Source organism: Acidovorax sp. GW823-FHT05D11 (assembly GCF_058795695.1).
In genome coordinates this window covers 4,211,360-4,225,189 of the sequence record NZ_CM179502.1, presented here as the reverse complement: position 1 = coordinate 4,225,189, position 13,830 = coordinate 4,211,360, and the positions used below count along the sequence as shown (strand labels likewise).

Sequence of the window (13,830 nt, the reverse complement as noted above, 5' to 3'; positions counted from 1 at the left end):
CCTCAGGCGTTGGCCGGATGGAGGATGCGGTCGGACAGCAGCTCCCACACGGGTGTCAGCGCGCCGGGCAACAGCGGCAGGGTGCCCAGGTCGGTGTGCGATTCATCGGGGCTGTGGAAGTCGCTGCCGCGCGACGCGGCCAGGCCGAATTCCTGCGCCATGCCGGCGTAGGTGACGTATTCGGCAGCGCTGTGGCTGCCGGTGACGACCTCCACCCCGCGCCCGCCGTGGGTCTTGAACTCGGAAAACAGCGCGAATTCCTCATTGGCGCTGAACTTGTAGCGCGCCGGATGGGCAATGATCGCCATGCCGCCCGCGTCCGTGATCCAGCGCACGGCGTCGCCCAGCGACGCCCAGCGGTGCGGCACGTAGCCGGGCTTGCCTTCGGTGAGGAACTTGCGGAATACCTCGGAGGTGTCCTTGCAGACCCCGGTTTCCACCAGGAAGCGAGCGAAATGCGTGCGCGAGATCAGCGCCGGGTTGCCCACGAACTGCAGGGCGCCTTCATACGCGCCCTGGATGCCCACCTGGGCCAGCTGCTGCGCCATGTCCTTGGCGCGTTCGCCGCGCCCGCCCCGGGTCGCGGCCAGGCCCTGGGCCAACTGCGCGTCGTCGGGGTCGAACCCCAGGCCGACGATGTGGACGGTGGTGTCGGCGAAGGTGACGGAAATCTCGGTACCCGTGAGATAGGCCATGCCCTGTGCGTGGGCGGCTGCGCGGGCGCGGTGCTGGCCGCCGATTTCGTCATGGTCGGTCAACGCCCACAGCTCGACACCGTTTGCCCTGGCCCGCGCGGCCAGGTCCTCGGGGGTCATGGTTCCGTCGGATACCACGGAATGGCAGTGCAGGTCGGCGTTGAGTATGGTTGTCACGAGGCCATTTTAGGGCTTGTACCGATAACGTGCCTTGCCGAACCCAGCAACACTGCAGTCAGGGGCATTGCGTCCGGCGGCCCGGCAACCTCGGCCGGGGCCATGTGCCGGGCAGTCCTTTCAGACCATCGTAGGCGTTCCAAGGAGCAACCATGAAATTCAACGACCTGCGCGTGTCCCACAAGATGTGGAGCGTCATCCTGGGCCTTCTGGCGCTCATGCTGGTCTCGGCCATCTGGACCCAGTGGTACGGCCGGCAGGTGACGGCGTCCACCGAAGAGGCCGTGGAAAAATACGAAGCCGCCATCACCACCGCCGTGACCTGGCGCGGCCTGGCCGAGGTGGCCGTGACGATGTCGATGGCGAGTTTCGTCACCACCGACCAGGCGCTCAAGGCCGACTTCGACACCCGGGTGGCCGCGCTCACCGCGCGCATCACGCCGGTGCAGGAAAAGATCAACAAGACCTCCGTCTCGCCCGAGGACAAGGCGGCGCTCGCGCAGGTGGCGGCCACGCGTGCGGATATCCGGGGCCAGACCGACAAGCTCAAGGAGCTGACGGATGCGGGCGATGCGGCGGCCAAGCAGGCGTACCTGGCGAACGTCTACCGCCCCAAGGCCGTGGCCTACCTGGAGGCCATCGACAAGTTCGTGGCCGCGCAGCAAAGCCAGCGCGACGAAGCCGTCCGTGCGGCGCACGACACGCGCGGCAACCTGGTGCTGATCGGTGCCGTGGCAGCCGTCGCCGTGGTGCTGCTGGGCATGCTGCTGGCCGCGATGCTGGTGCGCTCCATCACGGCGCCGCTGGACCGCGCGGTGGCCCTGGCCGAGGCCATCTCGGCGGGCGACCTCACGCAGAACATCCACGACGACCGCAAGGACGAGCTGGGCATGCTCACGCGGGCCCTGTCGGCCATGTCAGACCGCCTTCGCGGCGTGGTGAGCGAGGTGCGCTCGGGGGTGGACTCGGTGTCGTCGGCGTCGATCCAGATCGCCAACGGCAACCACGACCTGTCGGCGCGCACGGAGCAGACGGCCTCCAACCTGGAAGAGACGGCGGCGAGCATGGAAGAGCTGACGGCCACGGTGAGCCAGTCGGCGGACACCGCGCGCCAGGCCAACCAGCTGGCCGGAACGGCCGCGCAGGCGGCGGCACGCGGTGGCGAAGTGGTGGGCCAGGTGGTCACCAGCATGCAGCAGATCACCGACAGCTCGCGCAAGATCAACGACATCATCGGCGTCATCGACGGCATTGCCTTCCAGACCAACATCCTGGCGCTGAATGCTGCGGTGGAGGCGGCCCGCGCGGGCGAGCAGGGCCGGGGCTTCGCGGTGGTGGCCAGCGAGGTGCGCAGCCTGGCCGGGCGCAGCGCCGAGGCGGCCAAGGAAATCAAGACCCTGATCAGCGCCTCGGTGCAGAACGTGGAATCGGGGTCGGCCCAGGTGGCGCAGGCGGGCCAGAGCATGGAGGAAATCGTGGCGAGCGTGCAGCGGGTGAGCGACCTCATTGGAGAGATCACGGCATCCTCGACAGAGCAGCGCGACGGTATCGCCCAGGTGAACCAGGCGGTGACGCACCTCGACCAGATGACACAGCAGAACGCGGCGCTGGTGGAGGAGTCGACGGCGGCGGCGGCCTCGATGCGCGACCAGGCGCAGAGGCTGGCCGAGGTGGTGGCCATGTTCAACGTGGGGGCCGTGGCCAGCCGGGCTCCCGCCGCGCCCGCCCGTTCCGCGCCACCCGCCATGGCGCCGAGGCCCGCGCCCGCCGCCAAGGCCCGCGTGGGTACCAGTGCCAGCGGCAAGCCCGCGGGCAGCGCCAAGGCGCCAGCGGCCGCGCGACTGTCTTCCCCCGCGCCGGCCGCCGCCCCCAGGGCGGCTGCCCCGGCACCATCTCACCCACCGGCGCCACGCGCCACCTCGGGAGGCAACGACGATGAGTGGGAAAGCTTCTGATCCGGGGTGGAGGCCCTGGCCGCTGCCGAACTGATTGCTCTCGAAATAATAGCTGAAGGCGCTTGACCATCAAGCGCTGGAGGCCGTTTTTTGCAAGAACAGGCGCCAGGAGGCGCTGGCGCCCTGACTCTTGCCTCCCCCGTTCCACCTCTGTGCCCCGCTTGCGCCGCTCGCGGTCCGTGCCCGGCGTGCGCCCGCGTGGCCGCCGGTGGGGAATGCGGGTTTCTCCCGGTGAGGTGCTGGCGTGGCGGCGCGCCGGGCTGGCGTAGGCTATGGGTTGTTTGCTGATGTAATCGGATGTTTCCCTGGCGAGCCTCGCCTTGCATGAAAACACTACAGATCCACGAGGAAGAACAACCCATGCAACTCGACAATATCCGCGTTTCCCGCAAGCTGTGGGGCGCATTTCTGGGCCTGATGATCGGCATGCTGCTGCTCTCGGGCTTTGCCCAGAACCGGGCCAACAGCTCCATGTCCTCGGCGATCGACGCCGTCGTGGACATCGAGGGGCGCATCTCCGCCGCCGTGCGCTGGCGCGGCGCCACCGAGACGGCCGTCACCATGGTCATGGGCGGCGCCGTGACCACGGATGCCGTGCTGGCCGAGCAGTATGGCGCCAAGGTCAAGGAGATCATCGGCAACATCAACAAGGTGCAGGAAGGCATCGTGGCCTCGGCCACCGCCCCCGAGGAAAAGGCTGCGCTGGACAAGGTGCTGGAGGCCCGCAAGGCCGTGCTGGCGGCCACCGCCAAGACCTGGGAGCTCAAGGGCGCCGGCGACGCCGTGGCGACCCAGCGGTTCGCCGACAACGAATTCGCCCCCCTGGTCACCAAATACCTCAAGGCGCAGGACGACTTCGTCGCCACGCTCGAGACGCGCCGCGACGCCATCCGCGCCGACGCCTCGGCGCGCCGCGTGGAATACGCGATCTGGGGAATCATCACCTCGCTGGTGCTGATGGCCGTAGGGCTGTTCCTGGCCTGGAAGCTGGTGCGCTCCATCACCCTTCCGCTGGATGAGGCGGTGAACACCATCGACGCCATCGCGGCGGGCGACCTCACCCAGGAGCTGCAATCCGTCCGCAAGGACGAGTTCGGCCACATGCTGCGTTCGCTGTCGGCCATGTCGGCACGCCTTCGCGGCGTGGTGAGCGAGGTGCGCTCGGGGGTGGACTCGGTGTCGTCGGCGTCGATCCAGATCGCCAACGGCAACCATGACCTGTCGGCGCGCACGGAGCAGACGGCCTCCAACCTGGAAGAGACGGCGGCGAGCATGGAAGAGCTGACGGCCACGGTGAGCCAGTCGGCGGACACCGCGCGCCAGGCCAACCAGCTGGCCGGAACGGCCGCCCAGGCGGCGGCACGCGGTGGCGAAGTGGTGGGCCAGGTGGTCACCAGCATGCAGCAGATCACCGACAGCTCGCGCAAGATCAACGACATCATCGGCGTCATCGACGGCATTGCCTTCCAGACCAACATCCTGGCGCTGAATGCTGCGGTGGAGGCGGCCCGCGCGGGCGAGCAGGGCCGGGGCTTCGCGGTGGTGGCCAGCGAAGTGCGCAGCCTGGCCGGGCGCAGCGCCGAGGCGGCCAAGGAAATCAAGACCCTGATCAGCGCCTCGGTGCAGAACGTGGAATCGGGGTCGGCCCAGGTGGCGCAGGCGGGCCAGAGCATGGAGGAAATCGTGGCGAGCGTGCAGCGGGTGAGCGACCTCATTGGAGAGATCACGGCATCCTCGACAGAGCAGCGCGACGGTATCGCCCAGGTGAACCAGGCGGTGACGCACCTCGACCAGATGACACAGCAGAACGCGGCGCTGGTGGAGGAGTCGACGGCGGCGGCGGCCTCGATGCGCGACCAGGCGCAGAGGCTGGCGGAGGTAGTGTCGGTGTTCAACGTGGGCGCGGTCGCGGTGCGCGCGCCAGCAGCACCCCGCCCGACGCCCGCTGCCGCGCCCCGGCCGGCCGCGGCCAAGGTGGCCGCCACCCACCAACCGCGCGTGGCGGGGGCCAAACCCGCCGTTGCACGGCCTCCAGCACCGGCCCCGGCCCGGCTTGCGCCGCCCGCGGCCCCGGCGGCCCGGCCCGCGCCACCGCCGGCGGCGGCTTCCCGTGGCGGCGATGACGACTGGGAGAGCTTCTGACGGCCGCCACTGGGTTGGGCTGGTTGCTACTAAATAGATAGCTTCCAGCGCTTGCCAGCCGTGCGCGGGCGGCCCATTTCATCGCGCCGTCTACCGCCTTCTCCATCAAGGCGGCCCCGCTGCCTTGGTTCCTGTGGCGCCTTGTGCGCCGTTCGTTTCCGCGCACCCCCGAAAAGGACTTGCCCATGCCCCTCGTCAACATCCGCCTCGCCCGGCGCGACCTGCCCACCACGGCCGCGCAGAAGGCGGCGCTCATCGCCGGCGTCACCCAGCTGATGCAGCAGGTGCTGGACAAGCGGCCCGAGACCGTGACGGTCATCATTGACGAAGTGGACCCCGAAAACTGGGGCCAGGGCGGGGAGCCGGTGACGGTGATCCGCCAGCGCCGCCAGTGACCCGTGCGCGCAGTCCTCAGAGCTGCGCGCCCTCGACCAGGAACTGCACCTTGCGCTCGCCCTTCCACTCGTTCACATCGAGGCGGAAGGCCAGCAGCACGCGCGCGGGCAGTTGCTCGGTGTGGCCGAACCAGATGGCATCCACCGGGTTGCCCTGGTGCATGAGCTTGATCGACAGGTGGTTCTTGGACTCGCCCACCAGGCGCTGGCTCACGATCTGCACTTCTTCGCTGAACGTGGGCGGCGCAAAGCCCTGGCCCCAGACTTCGTGGTGCAGGGTGTCCACCATGTCGGCGCGGCAGTATTCGGGGGCCAGGGGGCCGTCGGTTTCGATGCGGCGGGTGAGGGTGGAGGCATCGAGCCACTCCTGCGCCACCTGGGCCAGGGCGCGCTCGAACACCTCGAACGCTTCTTCGGCCACGGTGCAGCCCGCCGCCATGGCATGGCCGCCGAACTTCAGCAGCACGCCCGGGTGGCGCTTGGCCACCAGGTCGAGCGCATCGCGCAGGTGAAAGCCGGGGATGGAGCGGCCCGAGCCCTTGAGCTCGTGCTCCTTGCCCGGCGCGCTGCTGGCGGCAAAGACAAAGGTGGGGCGGTGCAGCTTGTCCTTGATGCGGCTGGCCACGATGCCCACCACGCCTTCGTGGAAGTCGGGGTCGAACACGCTGATGGCCGGGGGCGGCTCCTCGTCTTCCTGGAACAGGCTTTCGGCCATCAGCATGGCCTGGTCGCGCATGCCGCCCTCGATCTCGCGGCGCTCGCGGTTGATGCCGTCGAGCAGGCCCGCCAGCTCGGCGGCGCGGCCTGCGTCGTCGGTCAGCAGGCATTCGATGCCCAGCGTCATGTCGGCCAGGCGACCCGCGGCATTGATGCGCGGGCCCAGCGCAAAGCCAAAGTCGAACGTGGTGGCCACCGGGGCCTTGCGGCCTGCGGCATGGAACAGCGCGGCGATGCCTGCGGGCATCTGGCCCGCGCGGATGCGCTTCAAGCCCTGGGCGACCAGGCGGCGGTTGTTGGCGTCGAGCTTCACCACATCGGCCACGGTGCCCAGCGCCACGAGCGTGAGCAGCGGATCGAGCTTGGGTTGCAAGGGCTGGTGCGCCCCCACGCTCCCCACTACGTGTGGTTCGCTGCCCCCCAGGGGGGCGCTCGCGCCTTGGGGCGGCCCGGCGGCACTCGGCGCATCAAAGATTCCGCGTGCACGCAGCTCGGCCCGCAGCGCCAGCAGCACGTAGAACATCACGCCCACACCGGCCATGGACTTGCTCTCGAACGTGCAGCCGGGCTGGTTGGGGTTGACGATGGCGTCGGCCGCCGGCAGTTCGGGCCCGGGAAGGTGGTGGTCGGTCACGAGCACCTGCAGGCCCAGCGCCTTGGCCTCGGCCACGCCGTCCACGCTGGCGATGCCGTTGTCCACGGTGATGAGCACGTCGGCGCCGCGCTCGGCCACGCGCCGGGCGATGGGGGGCGTGAGGCCGTAGCCGTCGGTCACGCGGTCGGGCACGAGGTAGTCCACGTGCTGCGCGCCCAGCAACCGCAGGCCGCGCACGCCCACGGCGCAGGCGGTGGCGCCGTCGCAGTCGTAGTCGGCCACGATGACAAGGCGCTTGTTTTGTGCCATGGCGTCGGCCAGCAGGCGGGCGGCGGTGTCAATGCCTTTCAAACCCGAGGGAGGGAGCAGGCGGCCCAGGCCGTCGTCCAGCTCGTCCTTGGCACGCACGCCGCGCGCGGCATACAGGCGGGCCAGCAGCGGGTGCACGCCGGCTTGCTCCAGCGCCCAGGCGGCGCGGGGGGGGATGTCTCTTGCTACTATTTTCATAGCTTCTCGCGCAGTTCTGCAAAGCGCTGGGGCCTGAAAAGGCTTTGAAAACGCTGGGCCAGCGTGCGGGGCGCGCTGTGGAAGGCCAGCGCATTGCGCTCCCCACACAGTGTCAGTTGCACCGGCACGCCGTCTTCGGCCTTGCGCAGAAGGCCGGCCACGGGGCCTGCGTCGAGCGCGGTCCAGGCGGCGGCCCAGGCACGCCAGTCTTCATTCAGCGCCGCGCCGCGCAGGGTGGTGGGCACCGTCGGCGCAGTGGCGGCGGTGGGGGCGGGCACAGGCAGCGGGCCGGTGCCATGCACCCAGAACGAGTTGATCACCGGCAGCCCGCGCGCCGTGCGCTCGTCGTTGAAGGCGTGGGTGTAGAGCAGCATCTGCATCTCGCTGTGCAGGCGGTGCAGCGTGCGGGCCTCGCGCGCATCCGGCATCCAGGCGCGCACGTCGCGCAGCAGCACGCGTTCCAGCGAGGCGGTGGCAAGCAGGGCAAACAGCGGGCTGCGGGCCAGCCAGCGCGTGGGCTGGTCGTAGTGCAGGGTGATGCCGTCTTCGGCGAACCAGGGGGACACGATGGCCAGCAGCGCGCGCGATGCGGCCTCGTCCAGTCCCAGGAGTTCAGGGTCGCGCAGCGTGACGTGGTCGGTGCTGACCTGCCACTGGCAGGGCGTGACAAAGGCCCAGGCCGCTCCATCGGCGGGCTGGCCCTGCTGGTGGCGGTGCCACGCGGCCCAGGGGATGCGGCCGTCCTGCGCAGGCAGGCCCAGGGCACGCGCCAGGGCGCGTTCGTGGGGGGCGGAGAAGGTTGTTTCCTCGCCGCTGTCACTCTGGGCGGGATGGGGGCTGAGCCGGGCCAGAAGCCGGTCCAGGTGGGGCAGGGCCAGGCCCTGCACGGCTTGCTGGCATCCCGGGGAGGCGCTGGCGGCGTAGGGAACGAGCAAATGGGTGGTGTCCGACATGGGCCTATTGTCCGGGATGCCACAATCTGGCCGGCCTGTGGCGTGCATTCCGCACCCTGCAGTGCCTTCTTTCCTTATTCATGCAAATCCCCTACGAACTGGCCCTGGGCTGGCGCTACACGCGCGCGGGCCGCGCCACGCGGCGCAATGGCTTCATCTCGTTCATCTCGGGCGTGTCCATGCTGGGCATCGCGCTTGGGGTGGCGGCGCTCATCATCGTGCTGTCGGTGATGAACGGCTTTCAGAAGGAAGTGCGCGACCGCATGCTCAGCGTGGTCTCGCACATCGAGATTTTTGCGCCCCAGGGCGCGGCGCTGCCCGACCCGGCGCGCACGCTGGCCGAGGCCAAGCAGAACCCCAACGTGGTGGGCGCTGCGCCGTTCGTGGCGGCGCAGGCGCTGCTGGCGCGTGGCGAGGATATGAAGGGCGCGCTGGTGCGCGGCATCGACCCGGCGCTGGAAGGCGCGGTGACGGACCTGGCCGCCACCAACGAAAAAACGCTCAATCTGCTGGTGCCCGGCGAATTCCGCGTGGTGCTGGGCGGCGAGCTGGCCCGCGCTTTGGGCGTGCGCGCCGGCGATGTGGTCACCCTGATCGCCCCCGCGGGCCAGGTGACCCCGGCGGGCGTGGTGCCACGCCTCAAGCAGATGACGGTGGCGGGCACGTTTGATTCCGGCCACTACGAATACGACTCGGCGCTGGTGCTGCTGCACCATGAGGACGCCCAGCGCATCTTCCGCCTGGAAGGCCCCACGGGCGTGCGCCTGAAGCTCAAGGACCTGCACCAGGCGCGCGACGTGGCCCAGCAGCTGGCGGGGTCCCTAAGCGGCCAGCTGCTGATCCGCGACTGGACGCAGCAGAACCGCACCTGGTTCGCGGCCGTGCAGCTTGAAAAGCGCATGATGTTCATCATTCTCACGCTCATCGTGGCGGTGGCGGCGTTCAACCTGGTGTCCACCCTGGTGATGACGGTGACCGACAAGCGCGCCGACATCGCCATCCTGCGCACGCTGGGCGCCAGCCCGAAAAGCATCATGAGCATCTTCGTGGTGCAGGGCGCCATGGTGGGCGTGATCGGCACGGCCGTGGGCCTGCTGCTGGGGCTCTCCATTGCCTTCAACATCGACGTGATCGTGCCGGCCATCGAGAGGGCGCTGAACGCGAGTTTCCTGCCCAAGGACATTTACCTGATCAGCAAGATGCCCAGCGAGCCGCAGAGCAGCGACATCCTGCCCATCGGCATCATCTCGCTCGTGCTGGCCTTCGTGGCCACGCTCTACCCCAGCTGGCGTGCCAGCCGTGTGAATCCTGCCGAGGCCCTGCGCTATGAGTAATACGACCCCCACGCTCGGCACCGGCGTGTCCCCGCGGCCCTTCGAGGCGGCGCCCGCCGCCCACGCGGGCTTGAATGGCCCGGTGGTTCTGGAGGCGCACGGCCTGACCAAGCGCTTCACCGAAGGGCGCCTGGACGTGACCGTGCTGCAGGGCGTGGACCTGCGGGTCCACGCGGGCGAGACGCTGGCCATCGTCGGCGCCTCGGGCTCGGGCAAGAGCACCTTGCTGCACCTGCTGGGCGGGCTGGATGCGCCCACCTCGGGCACCGTGCGCCTGAAGGGGGAGGCCATGTCGTCCCTCTCCGCCGAACGGCAGGGCCAGCTGCGCAACCAGCACCTGGGCTTCATCTACCAGTTCCACCACCTGCTGCCCGAGTTCAGCGCGCTGGACAATGTGGCCATGCCGCTGCGCATCCGCCGCATGCCGTACGAGCAGTGCCAGCACGAGGCCGCGAAGGTGCTGGCCGCCGTCGGGCTGAAGGAGCGCCTGCACCACCGCCCGGCCGAGCTGTCGGGGGGGGAGCGCCAGCGCGTGGCCATCGCCCGGGCGCTGGTCACCCGTCCGGCCTGCGTGCTGGCCGACGAGCCCACGGGCAATCTCGACCGCACCACGGCCGACGGCGTGTTTGAACTGATGATGCAGCTGGCGCGGGACCAGGGCACGGCGTTCGTGATGGTCACGCACGACGAATCCCTGGCCGTGCGCTGCAGCCGCGTGGTGCGGCTGGTGCTCGGCCACCTGACCTGATATCTGGCCCGGGTCCGGTGTTCCTCGCCTCGCCAGCCGGCGACCTGCGGCCTGCGCAGGGTGCGAGGATGGCGGTGCGGGTCTAGATGCCGAGGATCTTCTTGGCTTGCGCCAGGGATTTCATCGAGTCGTCATGTTTGCCGGCCTTGTGCTGGGCCTCGCCCTCCGCGCGCAGCTGTTTGACCTTGGCGGCGTTGTCGGCCGTCAGCGCCGGATGGGTGGCCAGCTTGGCGTCGATGGCCTTCATCTCGTTGGGGCAGTTGTGGGCCAGCGCGGAGCCGGCGGCCATGGCGAGCAGCGCCACGGCTGCGATCTGGGTCAGGAAGCGCATGAAATGTCTCCTCAGGTTCGAGCCATGATCCCCGGCACGGGCGGCCATGGGCCGCTATCCGTGCATGCCCGCTGGCGTGGCTGCCTGCCTGCCTGCGGGCTCGCGTGGCGCCGGGGGCCTACATCACCCTCCCGTACCACCAGACCGAGAGTGCTGCTGCCAGCAGTGCCAGCACGGCGCCCGCCAGTGCCAGCAGGGCAGAGATCTCGGTTTCCTTCTTCTCCACCGTCAATCGCGAGCTGAGCGTTTCGTAGACCTTCTTGAGGTCGGCCGCCGTGGCCGCGTGGAAGTACTCGGCGTTCGTGCGCGTGGCCACGGCCTTCAGGGTTTCTTCGTCGAGCCGCACGCGCATCGACCACCCTTCGAACCCTATCGTCTCGCCCTGCACGGTGCCCACGCCCACGGTGTACACGCGCACGCCGCGGTCCGCCGCCCACTTGGCGGCTTCAAGCGGGTCCACGCCCGTGGTGCGCTGCCCGTCGGTCAGCATGATGATGGCCGCCGAGGTGTAGGAGCCCGGCGCCACCGGGGTGAAGGGCTTGGCGGGGTCCTGCTTGTTGCCGATCTCGTCGATGGGCTTGGGACGCATCGCCTGGCGGCCCCCCAGCGCCGCGATGTCGATGCCCGCATCCGGAAAAATGGTGGCCAGCGACAGCATGATGCCGTTGCCCGTGGCCGTGCCGCGCTGCAGCTGGAAGCTGTCGATGGCCTTGACCAGGTCTTCACGGCTTTGCGTGGGCAGCTGGGCCAGCTGCGCGCTGCCCGCGAACGCCACGATGCCCACGCGCACGTGGCGCGGCAGCTCGGCGATGAAGGCCTTGGCGGCATTCTGGGCGGCGGTGATCCGGTCGGGCTCCACGTCGGCGGCGCGCATGCTGCCCGACACGTCCATGGCCAGCATGATGGTCTGGTCCTGCGAGGGCAGGGTGATCACGGCCAGCGGGCGCGCGGCCGCCAGCAGCAGGGCGATCAGCGCCAGCAGGAAGAGGGCGGGCGGGATGTGGCGCCGCAGGCGCTGGCCGGGGCCCATGGCCTCGCGCACCAGCGACAGGCTGGAGTAGCTGAGCGCCGTCTTCTTGCGCCGGTGCAGCAGCCACCAGTACAGCAGCACCAGCAAGGGCGCGACCAGCAGCAGCCAGAGCAGGGTGGGCCAGAGAAAAACCATGGTGCGGTCCTTGGTGGCGTGTTGGTTCAGGCGGCGGTGGGCAGGGCCGCTTCCGAGGGCGCGGGGGCGGAGGGGGCGCGCGGCGCCCGCACGCGGCGCTGGCGCAGGTCCATGAAGCGCAGCAGCGCATCGACCAGGTCGTCGTCGGTGCACAGTTCCAGCGTGTCGGCGCCGGCGCGGGCCAGGCCCTCGCGCAGCGCGGCCTCGCGCTCGGCGGCCAGGCGGGCGAAGCGGCGGCGAAAGGCCGCGTCGTGCGTGTCCACCTGCAGCTGCTCGCCGCTTTCGGCGTCGCGCAGCGTGATGAGGCCGACGTCCGGCAGCGCGAGCTCCAGCGGGTCCAGCAGGCGCACGGCCACCACGTCGTGCCGCTGCGCCAGCTGGGCCAGGGGTTTCTCCCAGCCGGGCGCGCTGATGAAGTCCGACACCACGAACACGGTGGCGCGGCGGCGCAGGTTGGCAAGCCCCGCCTGCAGCAGCCGGTGCAGTTCGGTGGCGGCGCCGCCGCCCTTCGCGCGTGTGGGCGTGGCCGCCTTTTCAGGGGCCAGCAGGCGGTGCACCAGGTGCAGCACATGGGCGCGGCTGCTGCGCGGCGGCAGCACGGCGTCCACCGCGCGTTCGGCCTGGCCGCTGGCGCCGCCGTACAGCATGGCGCCCACGCGGTTGCCGTGGCGGGTGAGCAGGCGCGAGAGCACGGCCACGAAACCCGTGAGGATGTCTCGCTTGGCATGGCCTTCGGGGCCGAAGCTGATGGAGGGGCTCAGATCCAGCAGGAACCAGGCGGTCATTTCGCGGTCTTCGGTGAACACGCGCACGTGCGGCGTGTTCAGCCGCGCGGTCACGTTCCAGTCGATGTGGCGCACGTCGTCGTGCGGCTGGTATTCGCGCAGGTCGGCCAGGTCCAGCCCGGTGCCGCGCATCAGGGTGCGGTAGTCACCCTGCAGCAGGCCGTCGAGCCGGCGGATGACCTTCCACTCCAGCTCGCGCAGCAGGCGGTCGGCCTGCCCCGGCAGGGTGGGCAGGACGTGGACCGTGGCGCCGGGGGGGTCAGGCGGCTTTTTGCTCATGGTGCAGCGGGCGCGCGGGCGCCGGTATCTTGGCCATGATGCGCTGGATGAGCGCGTCGGCGTCCATGCCTTCGGAGAGCGCCTCGTACGACAGGGCGACGCGGTGGCGCAGCACGTCGGCCGCCAGGGCGGTCATGTCCTCGGGCAGCACGTAGTTGCGCCCGCGCAGCATGGCCAGGGCCTGGGCGCCCTCGGCCAGGGCAATGGTGGCGCGCGGGCTTGCGCCGCAGCTGATGTAGCCGGCCAGGTCCTTGAGGCCATGCCGCGCGGGCTCGCGGGTGGCGGCCACCAGCTTCACGGCATATTGCAGCATCGACGGGTCTACATACACCGTGCGGCATTCGGCCTGCAGCGCCGCCAGCTGCGCGGTGGTGGCCACGGGCAGCACCTGCACGGGCAGGTCCAGCGCGCGCTGGGCGATCACGAACTCTTCTTCCTCGGTGGGGTAGTCCAGCAGCACCTTCATCATGAAGCGGTCCACCTGGGCCTCGGGCAGTGCGTAGGTGCCCTCGGTCTCGATGGGGTTCTGCGTGGCCATCACCAGGAAGGGCTCGGGCACCTTGTGGGCCTCGCCCGCGATCGTGACCTGGCGTTCCTGCATCACCTCCAGCAGCGCGCTCTGCACCTTGGCGGGCGCGCGGTTGATCTCGTCGGCCAGCAGCAGGTGGGTGAACACGGGGCCCAGCGCGGTGCTGAATTCGCCGGTCTTCTGGTTGTACATGCGCGTGCCCACCAGGTCGGCGGGCACCAGGTCGGGCGTGAACTGGATGCGCTTGAAGCTGCCCTGGATGGTGCTGGCCAGCGTCTTCACGGTGAGCGTCTTGGCCAGTCCCGGCACGCCTTCGACCAGCAGATGGCCCTGGGCGAGCATGGCTACCATGACGCGCTCCAGAAAGCGGTCCTGGCCCACCACCACGCGCTTGACTTCGTAGAGCACCTGTTCCATCAGGGTGGCGGTGTTCGTTGTGGCTTCCATGGCTTTCCTTCCTTGTCAGGGTTCAACGATGCTGTGAGCCGTACGCGGCCCACGCCACAGGCGCGGCCCCGGTTGG

Annotated in this window: 12 protein-coding genes; 5 read left to right on the top strand and 7 right to left on the bottom strand. The window is 69.7% G+C overall.

The window, feature by feature from the left end; translation table 11 throughout:
• Positions 1-2 precede the first annotated feature (2 nt).
• A complete protein-coding gene (locus AC3RCE_RS19425) occupies positions 3-872 on the bottom strand; it encodes a 3',5'-nucleoside bisphosphate phosphatase (RefSeq protein ID WP_218295777.1) in 870 nt (289 codons plus the stop codon).
• Between the two features lie 152 nt (positions 873-1,024).
• On the opposite strand from AC3RCE_RS19425, the gene AC3RCE_RS19420 reads away from it, so the two are divergent.
• The 3 genes from AC3RCE_RS19420 to AC3RCE_RS19410 all read left to right on the top strand — a co-directional run bounded on the left by AC3RCE_RS19420 (position 1,025) and on the right by AC3RCE_RS19410 (position 5,364).
• Positions 1,025-2,827, top strand: a complete 1,803-nt coding sequence (locus AC3RCE_RS19420) for a methyl-accepting chemotaxis protein (protein ID WP_492253728.1) — start codon at positions 1,025-1,027, stop codon at positions 2,825-2,827.
• Between the two features lie 360 nt (positions 2,828-3,187).
• The gene (locus tag AC3RCE_RS19415; protein WP_492253727.1) at positions 3,188-4,969 is read left to right on the top strand and encodes a methyl-accepting chemotaxis protein; all 1,782 of its coding nucleotides are present in this window, start codon (positions 3,188-3,190) and stop codon (positions 4,967-4,969) included.
• Between the two features lie 185 nt (positions 4,970-5,154).
• Positions 5,155-5,364, top strand: coding sequence for a tautomerase family protein (locus tag AC3RCE_RS19410; RefSeq protein ID WP_218295774.1), 210 nt, complete (start codon positions 5,155-5,157; stop codon positions 5,362-5,364).
• Positions 5,365-5,380: 16 nt separating this feature from the next.
• Here AC3RCE_RS19410 and recJ read toward each other — a convergent pair whose 3' ends face one another.
• A complete protein-coding gene (gene recJ / locus AC3RCE_RS19405; RefSeq protein ID WP_218339979.1) occupies positions 5,381-7,183 on the bottom strand; it encodes a single-stranded-DNA-specific exonuclease RecJ in 1,803 nt (600 codons plus the stop codon).
• Positions 7,180-8,136 (bottom strand): phosphoglycerate mutase, encoded by a 957-nt coding sequence (locus tag AC3RCE_RS19400; protein WP_492253726.1) that lies wholly within the window; start codon positions 8,134-8,136, stop codon positions 7,180-7,182. Before AC3RCE_RS19400 ends, recJ begins: the two co-directional genes overlap by 4 nt.
• Before the next feature lie 80 nt (positions 8,137-8,216).
• On the opposite strand from AC3RCE_RS19400, the gene AC3RCE_RS19395 reads away from it, so the two are divergent.
• Together AC3RCE_RS19395 and lolD are read left to right on the top strand one after the other, a co-directional pair.
• Positions 8,217-9,470: a lipoprotein-releasing ABC transporter permease subunit gene (locus tag AC3RCE_RS19395; RefSeq protein WP_492253725.1), complete on the top strand. Its 1,254-nt coding sequence runs from the start codon at positions 8,217-8,219 to the stop codon at positions 9,468-9,470.
• Positions 9,463-10,218, top strand: coding sequence for a lipoprotein-releasing ABC transporter ATP-binding protein LolD (gene lolD, locus AC3RCE_RS19390; protein ID WP_492245911.1), 756 nt, complete (start codon positions 9,463-9,465; stop codon positions 10,216-10,218). The genes AC3RCE_RS19395 and lolD overlap by 8 nt, the downstream gene beginning before the upstream one ends.
• A gap of 82 nt (positions 10,219-10,300) precedes the next feature.
• Here the strand turns inward: lolD and AC3RCE_RS19385 are convergent, their stop codons facing one another.
• The 4 genes from AC3RCE_RS19385 to AC3RCE_RS19370 all read right to left on the bottom strand — a co-directional run bounded on the left by AC3RCE_RS19385 (position 10,301) and on the right by AC3RCE_RS19370 (position 13,754).
• Entirely contained in the window at positions 10,301-10,549 is a 249-nt protein-coding gene (locus AC3RCE_RS19385) for a PA2433 domain-containing protein (RefSeq protein ID WP_218339983.1), read from the bottom strand.
• 118 nt (positions 10,550-10,667) lie between these two features.
• A complete protein-coding gene (locus AC3RCE_RS19380) occupies positions 10,668-11,714 on the bottom strand; it encodes a VWA domain-containing protein (RefSeq protein WP_218295769.1) in 1,047 nt (348 codons plus the stop codon).
• Between the two features lie 26 nt (positions 11,715-11,740).
• On the bottom strand, positions 11,741-12,778 hold the full coding sequence (locus AC3RCE_RS19375) for a DUF58 domain-containing protein (RefSeq protein ID WP_492253724.1): 1,038 nt from the start codon (positions 12,776-12,778) through the stop codon (positions 11,741-11,743).
• A complete protein-coding gene (locus AC3RCE_RS19370; protein WP_492253723.1) occupies positions 12,759-13,754 on the bottom strand; it encodes an AAA family ATPase in 996 nt (331 codons plus the stop codon). Before AC3RCE_RS19370 ends, AC3RCE_RS19375 begins: the two co-directional genes overlap by 20 nt.
• Positions 13,755-13,830 lie beyond the last annotated feature (76 nt).

Coding starts and splice junctions, on each gene's coding strand:
- AC3RCE_RS19380 (WP_218295769.1), bottom strand. CDS start 11,714: ATGGTTTTTCTCTGGCCCACCCTGCTCTGGCTGCTGCTGGTCGCGCCC.
- AC3RCE_RS19420 (WP_492253728.1), top strand. CDS start 1,025: ATGAAATTCAACGACCTGCGCGTGTCCCACAAGATGTGGAGCGTCATC.
- lolD (WP_492245911.1), top strand. CDS start 9,463: ATGAGTAATACGACCCCCACGCTCGGCACCGGCGTGTCCCCGCGGCCC.
- AC3RCE_RS19415 (WP_492253727.1), top strand. CDS start 3,188: ATGCAACTCGACAATATCCGCGTTTCCCGCAAGCTGTGGGGCGCATTT.
- AC3RCE_RS19375 (WP_492253724.1), bottom strand. CDS start 12,778: ATGAGCAAAAAGCCGCCTGACCCCCCCGGCGCCACGGTCCACGTCCTG.
- recJ (WP_218339979.1), bottom strand. CDS start 7,183: ATGAAAATAGTAGCAAGAGACATCCCCCCCCGCGCCGCCTGGGCGCTG.
- AC3RCE_RS19370 (WP_492253723.1), bottom strand. CDS start 13,754: ATGGAAGCCACAACGAACACCGCCACCCTGATGGAACAGGTGCTCTAC.
- AC3RCE_RS19410 (WP_218295774.1), top strand. CDS start 5,155: ATGCCCCTCGTCAACATCCGCCTCGCCCGGCGCGACCTGCCCACCACG.
- AC3RCE_RS19385 (WP_218339983.1), bottom strand. CDS start 10,549: ATGCGCTTCCTGACCCAGATCGCAGCCGTGGCGCTGCTCGCCATGGCC.
- AC3RCE_RS19395 (WP_492253725.1), top strand. CDS start 8,217: ATGCAAATCCCCTACGAACTGGCCCTGGGCTGGCGCTACACGCGCGCG.
- AC3RCE_RS19400 (WP_492253726.1), bottom strand. CDS start 8,136: ATGTCGGACACCACCCATTTGCTCGTTCCCTACGCCGCCAGCGCCTCC.